This is a genomic window from Micromonospora sp. WMMD1155, from assembly GCF_029581275.1.
Classification (GTDB): domain Bacteria; phylum Actinomycetota; class Actinomycetes; order Mycobacteriales; family Micromonosporaceae; genus Micromonospora.
The window spans coordinates 506,267-523,276 of record NZ_CP120742.1 but is presented as its reverse complement, the minus strand read 5'-3'; the positions used below and the strand labels follow the sequence as shown (position 1 = coordinate 523,276).

The 17,010-nt window shown below is 71.5% G+C and carries 14 protein-coding genes and 1 pseudogene; 6 read left to right on the top strand and 9 right to left on the bottom strand.

Annotated elements, in window-relative coordinates; translation table 11 throughout:
• Positions 1 to 36: 36 nt before the first annotated feature.
• The 3 genes from O7617_RS02150 to O7617_RS02140 are packed head-to-tail and all read right to left on the bottom strand — an operon-like array spanning position 37 to position 3,471.
• Positions 37 to 804, bottom strand: coding sequence for a succinate dehydrogenase/fumarate reductase iron-sulfur subunit (locus tag O7617_RS02150; RefSeq protein ID WP_145784182.1), 768 nt, complete (start codon positions 802 to 804; stop codon positions 37 to 39).
• Entirely contained in the window at positions 801 to 2,738 is a 1,938-nt protein-coding gene (locus O7617_RS02145; protein WP_282261115.1) for a fumarate reductase/succinate dehydrogenase flavoprotein subunit, read from the bottom strand. Before O7617_RS02145 ends, O7617_RS02150 begins: the two co-directional genes overlap by 4 nt.
• Before the next feature lies 1 nt (position 2,739).
• On the bottom strand, positions 2,740 to 3,471 hold the full coding sequence (locus tag O7617_RS02140) for a succinate dehydrogenase cytochrome b subunit (RefSeq protein WP_282261113.1): 732 nt from the start codon (positions 3,469 to 3,471) through the stop codon (positions 2,740 to 2,742).
• 35 nt (positions 3,472 to 3,506) lie between these two features.
• Between O7617_RS02140 and O7617_RS02135 the strand changes: the two genes are divergently transcribed.
• The gene (locus tag O7617_RS02135) at positions 3,507 to 4,439 is read left to right on the top strand and encodes a LysR family transcriptional regulator (RefSeq protein WP_282261111.1); all 933 of its coding nucleotides are present in this window, start codon (positions 3,507 to 3,509) and stop codon (positions 4,437 to 4,439) included.
• Positions 4,440 to 4,485: 46 nt separating this feature from the next.
• Here the strand turns inward: O7617_RS02135 and hrpA are convergent, their stop codons facing one another.
• The gene (hrpA, locus tag O7617_RS02130) at positions 4,486 to 8,556 is read right to left on the bottom strand and encodes an ATP-dependent RNA helicase HrpA (RefSeq protein WP_282261110.1); all 4,071 of its coding nucleotides are present in this window, start codon (positions 8,554 to 8,556) and stop codon (positions 4,486 to 4,488) included.
• Positions 8,557 to 8,699: 143 nt separating this feature from the next.
• Between hrpA and O7617_RS02125 the strand changes: the two genes are divergently transcribed.
• Complete coding sequence (locus tag O7617_RS02125; RefSeq protein ID WP_282261108.1) at positions 8,700 to 9,092, top strand: cytidine deaminase; 393 nt, start codon at positions 8,700 to 8,702, stop codon at positions 9,090 to 9,092.
• A gap of 11 nt (positions 9,093 to 9,103) precedes the next feature.
• Here the strand turns inward: O7617_RS02125 and O7617_RS02120 are convergent, their stop codons facing one another.
• The gene (locus O7617_RS02120; protein ID WP_282261107.1) at positions 9,104 to 9,463 is read right to left on the bottom strand and encodes a YciI family protein; all 360 of its coding nucleotides are present in this window, start codon (positions 9,461 to 9,463) and stop codon (positions 9,104 to 9,106) included.
• Between the two features lie 153 nt (positions 9,464 to 9,616).
• Between O7617_RS02120 and O7617_RS02115 the strand changes: the two genes are divergently transcribed.
• The 4 genes and pseudogenes from O7617_RS02115 (at position 9,617) to O7617_RS02100 (ending at position 13,797) form a co-directional block, all read left to right on the top strand.
• Positions 9,617 to 10,657 (top strand): iron ABC transporter permease, encoded by a 1,041-nt coding sequence (locus tag O7617_RS02115; protein ID WP_282261105.1) that lies wholly within the window; start codon positions 9,617 to 9,619, stop codon positions 10,655 to 10,657.
• On the top strand, positions 10,654 to 11,763 hold the full coding sequence (locus tag O7617_RS02110) for an iron ABC transporter permease (protein ID WP_282261104.1): 1,110 nt from the start codon (positions 10,654 to 10,656) through the stop codon (positions 11,761 to 11,763). Before O7617_RS02115 ends, O7617_RS02110 begins: the two co-directional genes overlap by 4 nt.
• Positions 11,764 to 11,782: 19 nt before the next feature.
• Positions 11,783 to 12,547: pseudogene (locus O7617_RS02105) on the top strand (ABC transporter ATP-binding protein); the annotation flags it as partial.
• Between the two features lie 302 nt (positions 12,548 to 12,849).
• Positions 12,850 to 13,797 carry an iron-siderophore ABC transporter substrate-binding protein gene (locus tag O7617_RS02100; protein WP_282261103.1) on the top strand — a complete coding sequence of 316 codons (948 nt, stop codon included), beginning with the start codon at positions 12,850 to 12,852 and terminating at the stop codon, positions 13,795 to 13,797.
• A gap of 224 nt (positions 13,798 to 14,021) precedes the next feature.
• On the opposite strand, the gene O7617_RS02095 is transcribed toward O7617_RS02100, so the two are convergent.
• From O7617_RS02095 to O7617_RS02080, 4 genes are all read right to left on the bottom strand, one after another.
• Complete coding sequence (locus O7617_RS02095; RefSeq protein ID WP_282261102.1) at positions 14,022 to 14,375, bottom strand: hypothetical protein; 354 nt, start codon at positions 14,373 to 14,375, stop codon at positions 14,022 to 14,024.
• Between the two features lie 6 nt (positions 14,376 to 14,381).
• Positions 14,382 to 14,873 (bottom strand): hypothetical protein, encoded by a 492-nt coding sequence (locus O7617_RS02090; RefSeq protein ID WP_282261101.1) that lies wholly within the window; start codon positions 14,871 to 14,873, stop codon positions 14,382 to 14,384.
• Positions 14,874 to 15,100: 227 nt separating this feature from the next.
• Positions 15,101 to 15,745 carry a hypothetical protein gene (locus O7617_RS02085; RefSeq protein WP_282261100.1) on the bottom strand — a complete coding sequence of 215 codons (645 nt, stop codon included), beginning with the start codon at positions 15,743 to 15,745 and terminating at the stop codon, positions 15,101 to 15,103.
• Positions 15,746 to 16,093: 348 nt separating this feature from the next.
• Positions 16,094 to 16,816: a DUF998 domain-containing protein gene (locus O7617_RS02080; protein ID WP_282261098.1), complete on the bottom strand. Its 723-nt coding sequence runs from the start codon at positions 16,814 to 16,816 to the stop codon at positions 16,094 to 16,096.
• Positions 16,817 to 17,010 lie beyond the last annotated feature (194 nt).

Genomic DNA, 17,010 nt, shown 5'->3' with positions numbered 1-17,010 from the left:
CCGGCAAAGGCCCGGGGTACGGCGGTCTGGTGAGGTTCAGGAGCCGGGGGTGTTGTCGGCTCCGCCCTTGGCGGTGGCCGTGAGGTAGTCACGGTTGAGCCGACCGATGGTGTTCAGCGGGATGCCCTTCGGACAGGCCGGGGTGCATTCGCCCGCGTTGGTGCAGCCGCCGAAGCCGGCCTCGTCGTGCGCGTCGACCATGCCGATCACCCGGGTGTAGCGCTCCGGCTGGCCCTGCGGGAGCAGCGAGAGCTGGGTGAGCTTGGCGGCGGTGAACAGCATGCCGGAGCCGTTCGGGCAGGCCGCGACGCAGGCGCCGCAGCCGATGCAGGCGGCCGACTCGAAGGCGGCGTCGGCGTTGGCCTTCGCCACCGGGGTGGAGTGGGCCTCGGGCGCGCTGCCGGTCGGCGCGGTGACGTAACCACCGGCCGCGATGATCTTGTCGAAGGCGCTGCGGTTGACGACCAGGTCCTTCACGACCGGGAAGGCGCTCGCCCGCCACGGCTCGATGTCGATCGTCTCGCCGTCCTTGAACTGCCGCATGTGCAGTTGGCAGGCCGTGGTGCCGCGCTGCGGCCCGTGCGCGTCACCGTTGATCATGAGGCCGCACATGCCGCAGATGCCTTCGCGGCAGTCGTGGTCGAACGCCACCGGGTCCTCGCCGGCGAGGATCAGCCGCTCGTTGAGCACGTCGAGCATCTCCAGGAACGACATGTCCGGGGACACGTCGTCGACCGGGTAGGTCACCATCCGACCCTTGTCCTCAGGGCCCTTCTGGCGCCAGATGCGCAGGGTCAGGTTCACTTGTAGCTCCGCTGCGTGGGGTGGACGTATTCGAACTTCAGGTCTTCCTTGTGCAGCACCGAGGGAGCACCGTCGGCGGTGAACTCCCAGGCCGCCACGTACGCGAACCGGTCGTCGTCGCGCTGCGCCTCACCGTCGGGCGTCTGGTGCTCGGCCCGGAAGTGGCCGCCGCAGGACTCCTCGCGGTGCAGGGCGTCGATGCACATCAGCTCGGCCAGCTCGAAGAAGTCGGCCACCCGGCCGGCCTTCTCCAGCGACTGGTTGAGTTCCTCGCCGGTGCCGGACACCTTGACCCGCTGCCAGAACGCCTCGCGCAGGTCGCGGATCTCGCCGATCGCCTTGCGCAGCCCGGCCTCGCTGCGCTCCATGCCGCAGTGCTCCCACATGATCTGGCCCAGCTCACGGTGGAACGAGTCGACGGTCCGGTCGCCGTTGACGGCCAGCAGTCGCCGGACGCGGTCCTCGACGTCGGTGCGTGCCTCGATCGCCGCCGGGTGGCTGGCGTCGACCTTCTCGAGAGGGCCGGAGGCCAGGTAGTTGGCGATGGTGGTGGGCAGCACGAAGTACCCGTCGGCGAGACCCTGCATCAGCGCCGAGGCGCCGAGCCGGTTCGCGCCGTGGTCGGAGAAGTTGGCCTCACCGATCACGAACAGGCCGGGGATGTTCGACTGGAGGTCGTAGTCGACCCAGAGGCCGCCCATCGTGTAGTGCACGGCGGGGTAGATGCGCATCGGCACCTCGTACGGGTCCTCGCCGGTGATGCGTTCGTACATCTCGAAGAGGTTGCCGTACTTGGCCTCGATGGCCTTGCGGCCCAGCCGGTCGATGGCGTCGGCGAAGTCGAGGTAGACGCCGAGCTTGGTCGGACCGACGCCGCGGCCCTCGTCGCAGACGTTCTTCGCGGCGCGGGAGGCGATGTCGCGGGGGACCAGGTTGCCGAAGGAGGGGTAGATCCGCTCCAGGTAGTAGTCCCGCTCGTCCTCGGGGATGTCCTTCGGGCTGCGGTCGTCGCCCTTGGTCTTGGGCACCCACACCCGGCCGTCGTTGCGCAGCGACTCGCTCATCAGGGTCAGCTTCGACTGGTGGTCGCCGGAGACCGGGATGCAGGTCGGGTGGATCTGCGTGTAGCAGGGGTTGGCGAAGTACGCGCCCTTGCGGTGTGCCCGCCAGGTGGCGGTGACGTTGCAGCCCTTGGCGTTGGTGGAGAGGTAGAAGACGTTGCCGTAGCCGCCGGAGGCGAGCACCACGGCGTCCGCCATCTCGGTGCTGATCTCGCCGGTGACCAGGTCCCGGACCACGATGCCGCGGGCCTTGCCGTCGACCAGGACCAGCTCCAGCATCTCGTGCCGGGCGTTCATCTCCACGTTGCCCAGGCCGATCTGCCGCTCCAGCGCCTGGTACGCGCCGAGGAGCAACTGCTGGCCCGTCTGGCCCCGGGCGTAGAAGGTGCGCTGCACCTGCGCGCCGCCGAAGGAGCGGGTGTCCAGCAATCCGCCGTACTCGCGGGCGAACGGCACGCCCTGGGCGACGCACTGGTCGATGATGTTGACCGAGACCTCGGCCAGCCGGTGCACGTTCGACTCCCGGGAGCGGAAGTCGCCGCCCTTGACGGTGTCGTAGAACAGCCGGTGCACGGAGTCGCCGTCGTTGCGGTAGTTCTTCGCCGCGTTGATGCCGCCCTGTGCCGCGATGGAGTGCGCGCGGCGCGGGCTGTCCTGGTAGCAGTAGGACTTGACGTGGTAGCCCTGCTCGGCCAGGGTCGCCGCGGCGGAGCCGCCGGCCAGGCCGGTGCCGACCACGATCACCGTCATCTTGCGGCGGTTGGCCGGGTTGACCAGCTTGGCCTCGAAGCGCCGGGTCTCCCAGCGCTTCTCGACCGGGCCGGCGGGAGCCTTGGTGTCGGCGATCGGGTCGCCCTCGGTGAAGAGTTCCATGTCAGGACACCAATCCGGTGAGTACGGCGAACGGGACCACCAGGTATCCGGCGCAGAGCGCCACGGCGAAGACGAGTGCCGCGGCGCGGGCCCGACGCTCGCCGCGCGGCGTCTGCTGGCCGAGGCTGCGGAACGCGCTGAACGCGCCGTGGCGCAGGTGGAAGCCGACCGTGACGATGGCGAGCGTGTAGAAGAGCGTGACGTACCAGCGTTCCGGCGCGAAGTCGGCGACGACGTTGCCGTAGGGCTTGCTCTCGTCGCCGACCGGGTTGAGCGTGCCGGTGGTCAGGTCCAGGATGTGGTAGATCACGAAGAGCAGGATGATCACTCCACCCCAGCGCATCGTGCGGGCCGCGTAGCTGCCGTTGACCTTCTTGCGGTGGGCGTACTTGACCGGGCGGGCGGCGCGAGCGCGACGGGCCAGCACGGTGGCGGCGACGATGTGGGCGACCACCGCGACCACCAGTACGGTGCGCAGGATCCAGAGGAACCAGACCCCGGGCAGCAGTGGCTTGCCGATGTCGCGCAGCCAGTGGGCGTAGTGGTCGAACGAGGTCTCCCCCGTGAACACCTTGAGGTTCCCGAGCATGTGGGCGATCAGGAACAGCGCCAGCAGGATGCCCGTCACCGCCATGACGGCCTTGAGGCCGACGTTGGAGCGGATGGGCGACCGAGTTTTCGTGATTACCACGAGACCGACGCTAGGAGCACTTCGATCAGTCGTCCAATGCATCAAACTCGTAGTGTTGATAGCCGTAAGCTATGTAGATGCAGCTCCATCAGCTTCGGTACTTCGTTGCGGTGGCCGAAGTACGACATTTCACCCAAGCCGCCGACATCGTGGGCATCACCCAGCCTTCTCTCAGTAAGCAAATTCACGCTCTGGAGGCCGACCTCGGGGCGCCGCTGTTCGAGCGGGTAAGGGGCAACATCGCACTCACCGCGGCGGGCGAGGTGCTGTTGCCGTTGGCGACCCGGATCCTCGCCGACGTGGAGACGGCGACCCGGGAGGTGCAGGAGTTGGCCGGGTTGCGTCGGGGTCGGGTGCGCCTCGGGGCCACCCCGAGTCTGGCGACCTCGCTCGCCCCGCCGGTGCTGCGCCGGTTCCGCGACGCCCACCCCACCATCGACCTCCGGGTGGAGGAGGGCGGCTCCCAGGACCTGGTGCGGGACCTGCTCCGCGGCGACCTCGACCTGGCGCTGATCATCATGCCCGCGCAGGGGCCCGACCCCGGGCTGCGGGTCGACCCGATCCTGCGGGAGAGCCTGGTGGTGGCGTCCGTGGACGAGGTGCCGACCGCCGCGGCGACCGGCGAGCTGCGCATCACCGATCTGCGCGACCAGCCGATGGTCATGTTCCGGGAGGGCTACGACCTGCGCGACGCCACCATCCAGGCGTGCCGGGAGGCGGGGTTCGAACCGAGTTTCGCGGTGGACGGCGGCGAGATGGACGCCGTGCTCAGCTTCGTCGAGGCGGGGCTGGGCATCGCGCTGGTGCCGGGCATCGTGCTGGCCCGCCGCCCGGGCGTGCGGATCACCCCGCTCGCCCCGCCCGGGGTGCGGCGGACCATCGCGGTGGCCCGCCGTCGCGACATCGTGCCCACCCACGCCGGACGGGAACTCCGGCGCATCCTGCTGGACTACATCCAGTCCGCGATCGACCGGGGCGAGCTGCCGCCCGGCGTCGAGCCACTGACCTGACGAGACCGGCCCGCCGGCCGCCGCCGCGCAAGCCCAGCCGGGCTCGTCAGCGACCCTCCGCGTCGTCCATCGCCCGGTAGATCCGCTGCTCCGAGACGGGGTACGGGGTGCCGAGCGCCTGGGCGAACACGTTCACCCGCAACTCCTCAATCATCCAGCGGATCTGCCGGACGGCGGTCTCCTGTCGGCGGGCCGGCGGCAGGTTGGCGAGCAGGTCCGCGTACTCCCTCTGCACCGTCGCGATGCGCTCCTGCTGCTGGCGGTCGCGCTGCGGGTTGCCGCCCAGCCGCTCCATCCGGCGCTCGATGGCGCTGAGGTAGCGCAGCAGGTCGGGCAGCCGCGCGTACCCGGTCTCGGTGACGAACCCGGCGTGCACCAGCCCGGCGAGCTGGTTGCGGATGTCGGCCAGCGCGGCGACCACGGCGAGGTTGCGGGTGGCGCCGAGGCGCTGCTCGACGGCGTACCAGGCGGCGAGGACCCGGCGGACCCGATCCATCACCTCGACGACCGTGTCGACCAGGTCGGCGCGGACCTTCTCGCGCAGCGCCGCGAACCCGTCGGCGTCCCAGGCCGGGCCACCGGCCGCCTCGATCAGCCGGTCGATCGCCGCGCCCGCCGCGTCCTCGATCAGCTCCTGCACGCCGCCGTGCGGGTTACGGCTCAGCGCCAGCTTCGCCGCGTTGTCGAGCCGGCCCTGAAGGAACCGCGCCGGGGACGGCACGGTGAGCCGCAGCAGCCGGCGGGTGCCGGCCCAGTGCGCCGCCTCGGCCTCGGCGGGGGAGTCGAACACCTTCACCCCGACCGTGGCGCCCTCGTCGACGAGCGCCGGGTACGCGGTCACCGCGTAGCCCGCGCGGACCTGCTCGATGGTCCGGGGCAGGGTGCCGATGCTCCACTCCCGCAGCCCGGTCCGGGCCACCTCCGGCGCGGCGGCCGCCACCACCTGGCGTACCTCCTGGCGGAGTTGACGTTGCAGGGCCGGCAGGTCCTTGCCCTCGGCGACCGGCTTCTCGTCGGCGTCGAGCACCCGGAAGGTGACCCGCAGGTGCGCGGGGAGCTTGCCCGGCTCCCAGGCGTCGCGGGGGACGGTGACGCCGGTCATCCGGCGCAGTTGCCGGGTGAGCGCGTCCAGCAGCGGCTCCTCGCCCGGGGTGATCGCCGCGAGGGCGGCGCGGGCGTAGTCCGGCACCGGGACGAAGTTGCGGCGGATCGCCTTGGGCAGCGAACGGATCAGCGCGATCACCGTCTCCTCGCGCAGCCCCGGCACCTGCCAGTCGAAGCTCTCCGCCGGCACCTGGTTGAGCAGCGGCAGGGGGATGTCGACGGTGACGCCGTCGGTCGGCGTGCCCGGCTCGAAGCGGTACGTCAGCGGCAGGCTCACCCCCTGGGTCTGCCACTCGTCCGGGTAGTCGCCCTCGTCCACCCCGGAGCGGCCGTCGTTGACCAGCAGGTCGCGGGTGAAGGTGAGCAGGTCGGGCTGCTCCCGGCGGGCCTTCTTCCACCAGCTGTCGAAGTGCCGGCCGGAGGACACGTCGGCCGGGATCCGCTGGTCGTAGAAGCCGAAGATGGTCTCGTCGTCGACCAGGATGTCGCGGCGTCGAGCCCGGCTCTCCAGCTCCTCGATCTCGGCGAGGAGCCGCTTGTTGTCCGCCCAGAACTGGTGGTGGGTCTGCCAGTCGCCCTCGACGAGGGCGTGCCTGATGAACAGCTCACGGCTCAACGTCGGGTCGATCCGCCCGAAGTTGACCTTGCGGGAGCTGACCAGCGGGACGCCGTACAGGGTGACCTTCTCGTAGGCCATCACCGCGGCCTGCTTCTTCTCCCAGTGCGGCTCGCTGTAGCTGCGCTTGACCAGGTGCTGCGCCAGCGGTTCGACCCACTCCGGCTCGACCCGGCCGGCGATGCGGGCCCACAGGCGGGAGGTCTCCACCAGTTCGGCGGCCATCACCCAGCGCGGCGGCTTCTTGAACAGCGCCGACCCGGGGAAGACGGCGAACTTCGCGCCGCGCGCGCCCAGGTACTCGTGCTTCTGGGCGTCCTTGAGGCCGATGTGCGACAGCAGGCCGGGCAGCAGCGACTGGTGCACCTTCGGGGTGTCGATCTCCTCCGGCAGGTCCGCGCCGCCGCGCCGGCCCGCACCCCGGCCGGCGTCCGCGCCGTCGGAGGTGTCCCGCGCCGGCCGTCCACCGCGCCGGTCACCCTCGGCCGGGGTACGCAGCACCTGCCGCAGTTGACCGACGATGTCCTGCCACTCGCGCACCCGCAGGTAGTTCAGATACTCCGCCTTGCACATCCGGCGGAACGCGCTGGAGGACAGCTCGCGCTGCTGCTCGCGCAGGTAGCGCCACAGGTTGAGGTAGGCGACGAAGTCGGACTCCTTGTCGGCGAACCGGGCGTGCGCCTGGTCGGCCTGGGCCTGCTTCTCCGCCGGCCGTTCGCGTGGGTCCTGAATGGAGAGCGCGGCGGCGATCACCAAAACCTCGGTGGCGCAGCCGTTGCGTTCACCCTCGACCACCATCCGGGCCAGCCGCGGGTCGACCGGGAGTTGGGCGAGGCGACGGCCCAACGCGGTGAGCCGCTTCGCCGGGTCGGCCTCGGTCGGGTTCAACGCGCCCAGCTCGTGCAGCAGGTTGACGCCGTCGGTGATGTTGCGCTTGTCCGGTGGGTCGATGAACGGGAACGCGGCGAGGTCGCCGAGCCCGATCGCGGTCATCTGGAGGATGACCGACGCCAGGTTGGTCCGCAGGATCTCCGGGTCGGTGAACTCGGGTCGGGACAGGAAGTCCTGCTCGTCGTAGAGGCGGATGCAGATGCCGTCCGACGTACGACCGCAGCGGCCCTTGCGCTGGTTGGCCGACGCCTGCGAGATCGGCTCGATGGGCAGCCGCTGCACCTTGAGCCGGCTGGAGTAGCGGGAGATGCGGGCGGTGCCCGGGTCGACCACGTACTTGATGCCGGGCACCGTCAGCGACGTCTCCGCGACGTTGGTGGCGAGCACCACCCGGCGTGAGCTGTGCGCGGCGAAGACGCGGTGCTGCTCGGCGGCGGACAGCCGGGCGTACAGCGGCAGGATCTCGGTGCCGAGCAGCGAGCGTTTCTTCTGCACCAGCTTGCCCAGCGCGTCGGCGGTGTCCCGGATCTCCCGCTCACCGCTGAGGAACACCAGGATGTCGCCGGGGCCCTCGGCGGCCAACTCCTCGACGGCGTCGCCGATCGCCTGGATCTGGTCGCGGACGTTCTCCTCGTCGCCGTCGCCGTCCTCCTCGCCCTCGGCGATCTCCAGCAGCGGGCGGTAGCGCACCTCCACCGGATAGGTGCGCCCGGAGACCTCGACCACCGGCGCCGGCACCCCGTCCGGCTCGTCGGCGGTGGGCGGCCCGGCGAAGTGCCGGGCGAACCGGTCGGTCTCGATCGTCGCCGAGGTGATGATCACTTTGAGGTCGGGTCGTCGGGGGAGCAGCTCCCGCAGGTACCCGAGGATGAAGTCGATGTTGAGGCTGCGCTCGTGCGCCTCGTCGATGATCAGCGTGTCGTACTGGCGCAGCATCCGGTCGGTCTGCAACTCGGCCAGCAGGATGCCGTCGGTCATCAGCTTCACCAGGCTGCGTTCGCTGACCTGGTCGGTGAAGCGCACCTTGTAGCCGACCACGTCACCCAGCTCGGTGCCCAGCTCGTCGGCGATCCGGTCGGCCACCGTCCGGGCGGCCAGCCGCCGGGGTTGGGTGTGCCCGATCAGGCCGTGCACCCCGCGGCCCAGCTCCAGGCAGATCTTCGGTAGCTGGGTGGTCTTGCCGGAGCCCGTCTCACCGGCCACGATCACCACCTGGTGATCGCGGATGGCGGCGGCGATGTCGTCCTTGCGCTCACTGACCGGCAACCCCGCCGGGTACGTGATCACCGGCACCGCCGCTCGCCGGGTGGCGAGTCGCTGTTCGGCCCGGGTCACCTCCTCGGCGATCTCCGCGAGGGCCGCGTCCCGGCGCTGCGGGTCGCGCAGCTTCCGGGCACCGTCGAGGCGCCGCTGGAGCCGGCGCTGGTCGCGGAACATCAGAGGAGTGAGGCGGCGGTGCAGCTCGCGGACCGGGTCGGTCGCGACGGAGGCGATTGGATTCTGCATGTCGTGCCCAAGGATAGGCAGCCCGGCGGCGCACCGCCCCTGGGTTACCGCGCTGCCGGCTCTCCGACCGTCACCTCCCGTCCCCGGACGGCCAGGAGCGGGCCCTAGAGTTGGCGGCCGACGTCGAGCCCTGGGGGAGCCGGATGGACATGCGGGACACCGACCGTGCGTTGGTGCAGGCCGCCACGGCGGTCGCCAAGCTGCGCTGCCGCAGCCCACGGCACACCGTCGCCTCGGCCGCCCGTGATGCCGACGGGCGGGTGTTCACGGGCGTGAACGTCCACCACGTGACCGGAGACGTCTGCGCCGAGCTGGTCGTGATCGGCACGGCCGCCACGCAGGGCGTCACCGAGCTGGAGACGATCGTCACGGTCGCCGACCGGGGCCGCGAGGTCACCGCGCCGTGTGACAGGTGTGTACGGGTCCTGCGGGACCACTTCCCGGCCCTGCGGGTGATCGTCGGCCCGGTGGACGATCTGCGGGTGGTCCCGCTGGTGGACCTGGGCACGGCGGCCGGGAACGGCACGGCCGGCTGATCGCTGCGGCGTCAGTCGCCGGAGGCCGCCTCCATCATCGATCGGGGCACCGGCACGCTCTCGAACCGCAGGTTGCCCTCCGGAAGCAGCCACGTCGTGACCCGGGCGACCAGGCGGCCGGCACGCACCGCCGGGTCGTCGGCGTAGAGGGCGCGCGCCTCGTCCGGCCCGATGGACAGCACGACGAAGCCTCGTAGGTGCTCGTCGTCGCCGTGCAGGAACGGCCCGGCGGCGAGCACCAGGCCCTGCTCGACGAGCCCCGCCTGGTGGGCCAGGTGCGCGTCCTGAATCCGATCGATCGCGTCCTGCGGCAGTTCCGGTGGATCCGACGGTCGGGCCAGGAGCACGACCGTGTGCTGATCGAATCGCATGGTCACACCCTATGACTCGAATGTCCCTCTTATGCGTCCGCCTCGCCGAGCGTGCCGGTGGACCCCGGTGCGGCATCGACGCCTACCGGTTAGGTCCCTTTCCGCAGGTCGGCTAAGGTTAGGCGAACCTAAGCCCGATCGTGCAGGAGATTCGTGACCGCCCTCGCCAGCCGGCCGACCCGGAGTCGGGCCAGCACTCGTACCGGGCGTCGGGTGGCCGTCACCGCCGGGGCAGCGCTGGTCCTGCTGCTCACCGTGCTGGCCAGTTTCGCGTTCGGCAGTCGGCAACTCGGCGTCGACCAGGTCTGGCACGCCCTCGTCGCACCCGACGGCGGAGACGCCAGCACCATCGTCCGGGAGCTGCGGATGCCGCGTACCGCCCTCGGCCTCGCCGTCGGGCTCGCGCTCGCCGTCGCCGGCGTGCTGTTCCAGGCGCTCACCCGCAACCCCCTCGCCGAGCCGCGCATCCTCGGTATCAGCGCCGGCGCGTCGTTCGGGGTGGTCCTCGCCATCTCCGTCTTCGGCATCAGCACGCTCGCCGGGTACGTCTGGTTCGGCATCGCCGGCGCGCTCGTCGCCGGGCTGCTGGTCTTCGCCATCGCCACCCGGGCCCGCGACGGTGCCAGCCCGGTCACCCTCGCGCTCGTCGGCGCGGCGCTCGACGCCAGTCTCGCCTCCGGGGTGTACGCGCTGCTCAGCATCGACGCCCGCACCTTCGAGGAGTACCGGTTCTGGGTGGTCGGCGGGCTCTCCGGCCGGGACCTGTCGGTCAGCGCGCAGGTGCTGCCCTTCGTCCTCGCCGGGCTGGTGCTGGCCGCCCTGGTGGCCCGAGGTCTGGACGCGCTGGCCCTCGGCGACGACGTCGCCCGAGGTCTCGGCCACCGGATCGGCCTGGTCCGCCTCGGCGGTGGCATCGCCGCCGTGCTGTTGACCGGAGCAGCGGTGGCCGCCGCCGGGCCGGTCGCCTTCGTCGGGCTGGCCGTGCCGCACCTCGCCCGTGCCCTGGTCGGCGCGGACCACCGCTGGACCCTCGCCGTCTCCGCCCTGCTCGGGCCCGCGCTGCTGCTCGGCGCCGACATCGTCGGCCGGGTCGTCGCCCCACCCGGCGAGATACCGGCCGGGATCGTCACCGCCCTGATCGGCGCGCCGCTGCTGGCGGTGCTGGTCCGCCGCGCCCGGGTGGTGACCGCGTGACCGCCACCCAGCGCCCGTCCGCCACCGCCGGTCCGTCGCACCCCTCCGCCTCGAGCGGCCCCGCGGACGGGCAGGCCCGGCTGGCCGGGCGGTCGCTGCTGCGGATCGGCCCGGTCAGCCTGCTGATCCGCCGCCGCGCGGTGCTGGTGGCCGCCGTGCTGACCGTGCTGCTCCTGCTGGCCGTCGTGCTCAGCCTCGCACTGGGCACCCCGTACGTCGCCCCGGCCGACGTGCTGCGTGCCCTCTCCGGGGCCGGCACGCCGTACGACCTCGTGGTCTTCGATCTTCGGCTCCCCCGGGTCGTGCTGGCGGCGGCGGCCGGAGCGGCCTTCGGCGTGGCCGGCACGCTCATCCAGAGCGTGGCCCGTAACCCGCTGGCCAGCCCGGACGTCATCGGCATCACCCAGGGCGCCGGCCTCGCCGCGACGGTGGCCCTGACCAGCGGCATGGCGGCGGTGCTGGTGGCACCCACCGCGCTGCTGGGCGGGTTGCTCGCGGCGGTGCTGCTGTTCGCCCTCGGTGCCCGGCACGGGCTGGCCGCACAGCGGTTCGTGCTCGCCGGGGTGGCTGTCGCGTTCGCCTTCCGGGCGCTCACCGAGGTCGTCATGCTCACCGCCGACCCGATCGACGGTCTGCGCGCGCAGATCTGGCTGATCGGCACCCTGGCCGGCAAGGGCTGGACCGAGGCGGCCTGGATCGCCGGCACACTGCTGGTGCTGCTGCCGGTGCTCGCCTGGGCCGGCTGGGCGTTGAACAGCACCGCCCTGGACGACGACACCGCCCGGGGCGTCGGGCTGCGCCCGGTGGCCCGCCGGATCGGCCTGGCCGGCACCGGCGTGCTCGTCGCCGCGATGGTCACCGCCCAGGTCGGTGCCGTCGACTTCGTGGCGCTGGTCGCACCCCAGCTGGCCCGCCGGTTGGTACGCGCCGAACGGCCACCGCTGGTCTGCGCCGCGCTGCTCGGCGCGTTGCTGCTGGTGCTGGCCGACCTGGCCGGCCGACGCCTGTTCGCGCCCACCCAACTGCCCGCCGGAGTACTGACCGCCGCGATCGGCGGCCCGTACCTGATCTTCCTGTTGCTGCGCGGCCGGCGGCGGTCGTCGTGACGCCTCAAGGAGTCGTGTGATGCTGTCCACCCGCGACCTGGTCGCCGGCTACGACGAGCGGACCGTGCTCGACGGGCTCGATTTGGACCTGCCGACCGACGCGTTCACCGTGATCGTCGGCCCGAACGCGTGCGGCAAGTCCACCCTGCTGCGCACCATGGCCCGGCTGCTCAACCCGCGCCGGGGCACCGTGCTGCTGGACGGCACCGCGATCCGCGACCTGCCGACCCGGGAGGTGGCCTGCCGCCTCGGTGTCCTGCCGCAGAGCCCGCTGGTGCCCGAGGGCGTCACGGTGGCGGACCTGGTCGGGCGCGGTCGGCAGCCCTACCAGCGCTGGTGGCGGCAGTGGTCGTCGGAGGACGGCGCGGCCGTCGACCAGGCGATGGCCCTGGCCGACGTGACCGACCTGGCCGACCGGCCGGTGGACAGCCTCTCCGGCGGTCAGCGGCAACGCGTCTGGATCGCCATGACGCTCGCCCAGGACACCGACGCCCTGCTGCTGGACGAACCGACCACCTTCCTCGACCTGGCCCACCAGGTCGAGGTCCTCGACCTCCTGCACCGGCTGCGCGTCGAGCGGGGCCGCACCGTGGTCGCCGTGCTGCACGACCTCAACCAGGCCGCCCGCTACGCCGACCACCTCGTCGCGATGCGCGCCGGAGCCGTGGTCGCCGCCGGACCTCCCCGGGAGATCCTCACCGCCGACCTGGTCCGTGACGTCTTCGGGCTGGCCTGCGTCGTCGTGCCCTGCCCGGTGACCGGCGCACCGCTCGTCGTGCCCGCCTACACCGGCGGCCCGGTGCTCCCCGCCGCTGCCGGTTCCGTCGCCGGGGCCGCTGCCGTGGGCGGCGCTGCCGCCGGGGCCGCTGCCGTCGGGGCCGCTGGCGCTGCTGGCGCTGGCGCTGCTGGCGCTGGCGCTGCTGGCGCGGGCGCTGCTGGCGCTGGCGCTGGCGCTGCTGGCGCGGGCGCTGGCGCTGCTGGCGCGGGAGACCCTGATTCGTCGACGGCGACCTTGCCGGACGCCCGACCCGCAATCGGTGACGCGGCCACCCCGCTCGCCGACTCGTACCCCTCGAAAGGACTCTGATGCGTCGTCTCGTCGCCGCTCTCGCCGCGGCCGCCGCCCTCGGCGTCGGACTCACCGCCTGCGGTGAGAGCGACCCGGTCGCCGGCTCCACCGCCGGGGAGACCCGGGAGATCACCCACGCCATGGGCACCACCAAGGTCCCGGCCGAGCCCAAGCGTGTCGTCGTGCTCGACACCGACAAGATCGACACGGCGCTCTCGTTGGGCATCACACCGGTCGGGGCCGCCACGGCCGGTGAGGCCAAGAGCTGGCCGACGTACTTCGGCGCGGACAAGCTCGCCGGCATCAAGGAGGTCGGGGTGCTCGCCGAGCCCGACCTGGAGGCGATCAACGCGCTGGAGCCGGACCTCATCCTCGGCAGCAAGTTCCGCCAGGAGAAGTTCTACGACGAGTTGGCCGCCATCGCGCCGACCGTGTTCACCGACAAGGTGGGCATCACCTGGAAGGAGAACCTCCTCCTCGACGGCAAGGCGCTCGGCCGCGAGCAGCAGGCCAAGGACCTGCTCAGCGCGTACGAGAAGCGGGCCAAGGACTTCGGCGCGACCCTCGGCGACGCCGCCGCCCGCAAGGTGTCGATCGTGCGGTTCCTGCCCGGCAACATCCGGGTGTACGGCCCGGACTCGTTCTCCGGCATCGTCATCGGCGACACCGGCCTGGGCCGCCCCGACCGGCAGCTGCTCGCCGACAAGGAGGACAAGCGCTTCGACCTGGTCAGCCCCGAGCGGGTCGACGAGGTCGACGGTGACGTCATCTTCGTGACCGCGTACGGCGACAAGGCCGCGGCCGAGCAGAGCAAGGTCACCGGCGGGACCCTCTGGAAGGGCCTCAACGCCGTCAAGGCCGGCAAGGCGTACCCCGTCTCCGACGAGGTCTGGATGACCGGCATCGGCGTCGGCGCCGCCAACAAGATCCTCGACGACCTGGCCAAGTACCTCCCCGCCGCCTAACCCGCCCATCGCCCCGGGTCACCCCGGCCGTGCCCCTCCGGGTCACCCCGGCCGTGCCCCTCCGGGTCACCCCGGCCGTGCCCCTCCGGGTCACCCCGGCCGTGCCCCTCCGGGTCACCCCGCGGGTTCCAAGATCCGCGCAAGTTCGGGGAAACTGCTGCCTCATCTGCTCCCGAGGCAGCAGGATCCCTGAAGTTGCGCGGATCTTGGCTTGTCCGGGGTGGTCAGCGGGAGCGGGACCGTAAGGCTTGACGGAGTTCGGCCAGGAAGCCGTCGAAATCCTCCCGGAACCGCTTCGCGGTGACGTGAAGGACCAGCCAGTCCTCACCCAGCAGGCGGTTGAGGCGGCGTCGGTCCCGGTGGAACTGCTCGGGGTCGTCGTGCCACAAGCCGTCGTACTCGACGGCGACCTTGAGGCGTGGCCACGCGAGATCGAGGCGGGCCACGAACCTCCCGTCGCGTTCGACCACGAACTGGGTCACGGGAACGGGCACTCCGGCGAGCACGATCCGCACCCGCAACCGCGACTCCGGGGCGGATTCCGCGCCCGCGTCGGCCAGCTCGGCGACCTGCCTCATCCGTTTTCAACCCCGCTTGCCGACCCGCGCCTTACTCGATTCGCGCAGGTCAGGGACCGCAACCAGTCGGTGGTGGACGAGGCGATCCACGATCGCGACGGCCTCCTCGGTCGGTAGCCATTGGGCCACATCCCAGCATGTGCGCGTTGGTGTGGTCAGTGGAATGCCGTTACGCAGCGCGGTGTCGGTCGCGGCCAACTCGCTGCGGTGCACGGTGAGCCCCTTGACCGGACCGAACCGCTGACCGGTGGGCACGAGCACGTCGAGTGGCTCGTGACTGGCGATCGATGCCGCGTCGTAGAGTGCCGCCGCGCTGCGACCGGCGATCACCACACCCGCTGGGAGGACCCACTGCGCCACGGCGGCGCAGCGAACGCGATGGGTGACCGCAAGCCGGGCATCCGCGTAGACGTCCCGGAACAGGGGACGCCACGCCGCGCTTCGCAACTCCGTCCGAGTCAGCAGGCCTTCGGTGACGACGTCGGAACCGCGAAACACGCGTCCCTGCAAACTCGCCGGCCGTCGAGGGGGAACAGACATGACGAAACCTTGACCGGCGCAGGCGCTCGCGCGCAGCCCCTGTGGATAACCCCGACGGGTGCCGGAACGCCATGATCCGCGCACCTTCGGTGTTCTTGCTGCCTCCCGGCGACGCGAGACAGCAGTATCACCGAAGTTGCGCGGATCTTGGGGCGTGGAGAGGGAGGTGGTGGGCGGGTGGGTTGTCAGGCGGCGGTGGACCAGATGGCTTGGAAGGCGGCGGCTTCGCCGGACAGCCATCGTTCGATCTGGTCGGGCTTGGCGTCCGCGGGCATGTGGTGGGCCCGGCCGCGGCGGACGTCGACCAGGACGGGCTCGGCGTGTGGGAGCACCGCGTCCATGTGGCGGGCCATCAGGTGCAGGGTGGCGAGCACCGACTCCTCGCTCGGCGGGGTCTCGTCGAAGTGCAGGCGGACGGCTTCGGCGCGGCCGTCGGAGTGGCGTACCCCGAAATGGGGGTTGATCTTGACGGGGAGGTCGCCCAGCATGGCCAGGGCGTCGCGGGTCTGGGCCAGGTCGATGGCGGCCGGCTCGCCGAGCGAGTGCAGCCAGGCCGTGGCGCCGGGGACGAGCGCCTGGTAGAGCGGGCGCCACCGGGGCTTGACCACGTCGACCACCCCGGTCAGGTGGGTGCCGCCGGTGTGGAAGGCGATGTCGGCCTTGAGCGCCTTGACGAACTGGCCGTGCGGGTTGAAGCCGGACCGGCTCGCGCGCTGCTTGCGCAGCCCTCCCACGAAGGTCGCCTTGGTGGGGCCGGTGCGGTCGACGTAGCGGGTGAAACCGAGCAGGGTGGCGTAGGGAGTGAGGGGGGCGGAGGTGGGCGCGGTCATGGGCGTCCTCCCAGGTCAAGAACTCGATTAGTACATACATTCTAATCGACACCCCTGACATCGCCCAGCGATTCCGGACGCCGGAAGTGTCCGGTCCGGCTGAAGGTGGCCAGCGGTACGGTGCCGCGACGCTTCGCGCGGCGCCTGGCTCCGGTGGACCGCTGACGGCTGAGTTCGAGATCGGCTACGTCGGCGCCAACGGGACCGAGGCTCGTGCCGTCTTGATCAACTCGGCTGAGGTGCGGTTCGAACTCGGCAAGCCGGTACGGACCTTCTCGTCGCGCAAGCGGTGCCGACGGGTACGTCGCGTTGGCCGGAGTCCGGGTGAAGGTGGCCGGTCGGCGAACCCTACCTGGTCGCGCGGCGATGGGTGGCCTTGGAGACCTGGCTCCGCAGGTGCATGGCGAGCAGGGTGAGCCAGAGCAAGCCGATGATGACGGTGATGCGCTGATACAGCCCGGCGAGGTCGACCAAGCCGGCGGTCTGGCTGAAGCCGGCGCCGGCGAGGATGTCTCCGGCCAGAAAGGCGAGACCGGTAAGCGCGGAATAGATCGCCCACCCGTGCTGACGTTGCCCGGCGAACCTGCGGGTGAAGACAAAGCAGGCGGCCACCAGCGCGGGGAACGCGAACAGGGCAAACCCGTCGTGTAGCGCGCCGGAGGTGGTGTACTGGGGCAGCGTATCCGGAGTCCCGGGCGGATAGCCGCTGACTGGGTCGGCGACGAATGCGCCCGCGCCGAGCAGGCCGATCGCCCAGACTCCGATCAGCAACGGCCCCCAGGTCGCCGCCCGGCCTGGCCGGAGTGCCCGCCGTACCCCGACGGCGAAGGCCAGGGTGAGCAGGCCGCACAGGAGGAAGTTGGCCGTCTGGGTCCAACCGTAGGCGCCGATGGCGAGTGAACTGACCGGATGCCGCAACGGGTCGTAACCGTCGCGGGATGCGCCCTCGATCAGGAACGCCAGGGTGAACAGCGGACCGGCGGCGGCGCCGCAGAGGAGCAGAGCCTTCGTCGTCCGGCTCGGCTGCCGCGAGGGAGGTGTGGCTGCGGGGATGAGGGTGGTCGTGCTCATCGGCGGATTCCTCTTGGTAGATCGACGACAAGTCCACTGTGCCGGGTCGTGACCGGTGGCCGAAGCCTCGTCGGCCGCACCGGCGGATCGCCGCCCCGGGGGTCCTGTCAACCTACATTGACAAGACCGGCACTGTCAACCACGATTGACAGCCGGTGGCTCCACCGTCACCCGTCCGCGTCTAGCTGTCCCGC

Excerpts from the sequence above, each read along its gene's own strand:
- O7617_RS02095 (WP_282261102.1), bottom strand. The coding sequence starts at position 14,375 with ATGAGGCAGGTCGCCGAGCTGGCCGACGCGGGCGCGGAATCCGCCCCG.
- O7617_RS02140 (WP_282261113.1), bottom strand. The coding sequence starts at position 3,471 with ATGCATTGGACGACTGATCGAAGTGCTCCTAGCGTCGGTCTCGTGGTA.
- O7617_RS02135 (WP_282261111.1), top strand. The coding sequence starts at position 3,507 with ATGCAGCTCCATCAGCTTCGGTACTTCGTTGCGGTGGCCGAAGTACGA.
- hrpA (WP_282261110.1), bottom strand. The coding sequence starts at position 8,556 with ATGCAGAATCCAATCGCCTCCGTCGCGACCGACCCGGTCCGCGAGCTG.
- O7617_RS02145 (WP_282261115.1), bottom strand. The coding sequence starts at position 2,738 with ATGGAACTCTTCACCGAGGGCGACCCGATCGCCGACACCAAGGCTCCC.
- O7617_RS02085 (WP_282261100.1), bottom strand. The coding sequence starts at position 15,745 with ATGACCGCGCCCACCTCCGCCCCCCTCACTCCCTACGCCACCCTGCTC.
- O7617_RS02125 (WP_282261108.1), top strand. The coding sequence starts at position 8,700 with ATGGACATGCGGGACACCGACCGTGCGTTGGTGCAGGCCGCCACGGCG.
- O7617_RS02120 (WP_282261107.1), bottom strand. The coding sequence starts at position 9,463 with ATGCGATTCGATCAGCACACGGTCGTGCTCCTGGCCCGACCGTCGGAT.
- O7617_RS02080 (WP_282261098.1), bottom strand. The coding sequence starts at position 16,816 with ATGAGCACGACCACCCTCATCCCCGCAGCCACACCTCCCTCGCGGCAG.
- O7617_RS02100 (WP_282261103.1), top strand. The coding sequence starts at position 12,850 with ATGCGTCGTCTCGTCGCCGCTCTCGCCGCGGCCGCCGCCCTCGGCGTC.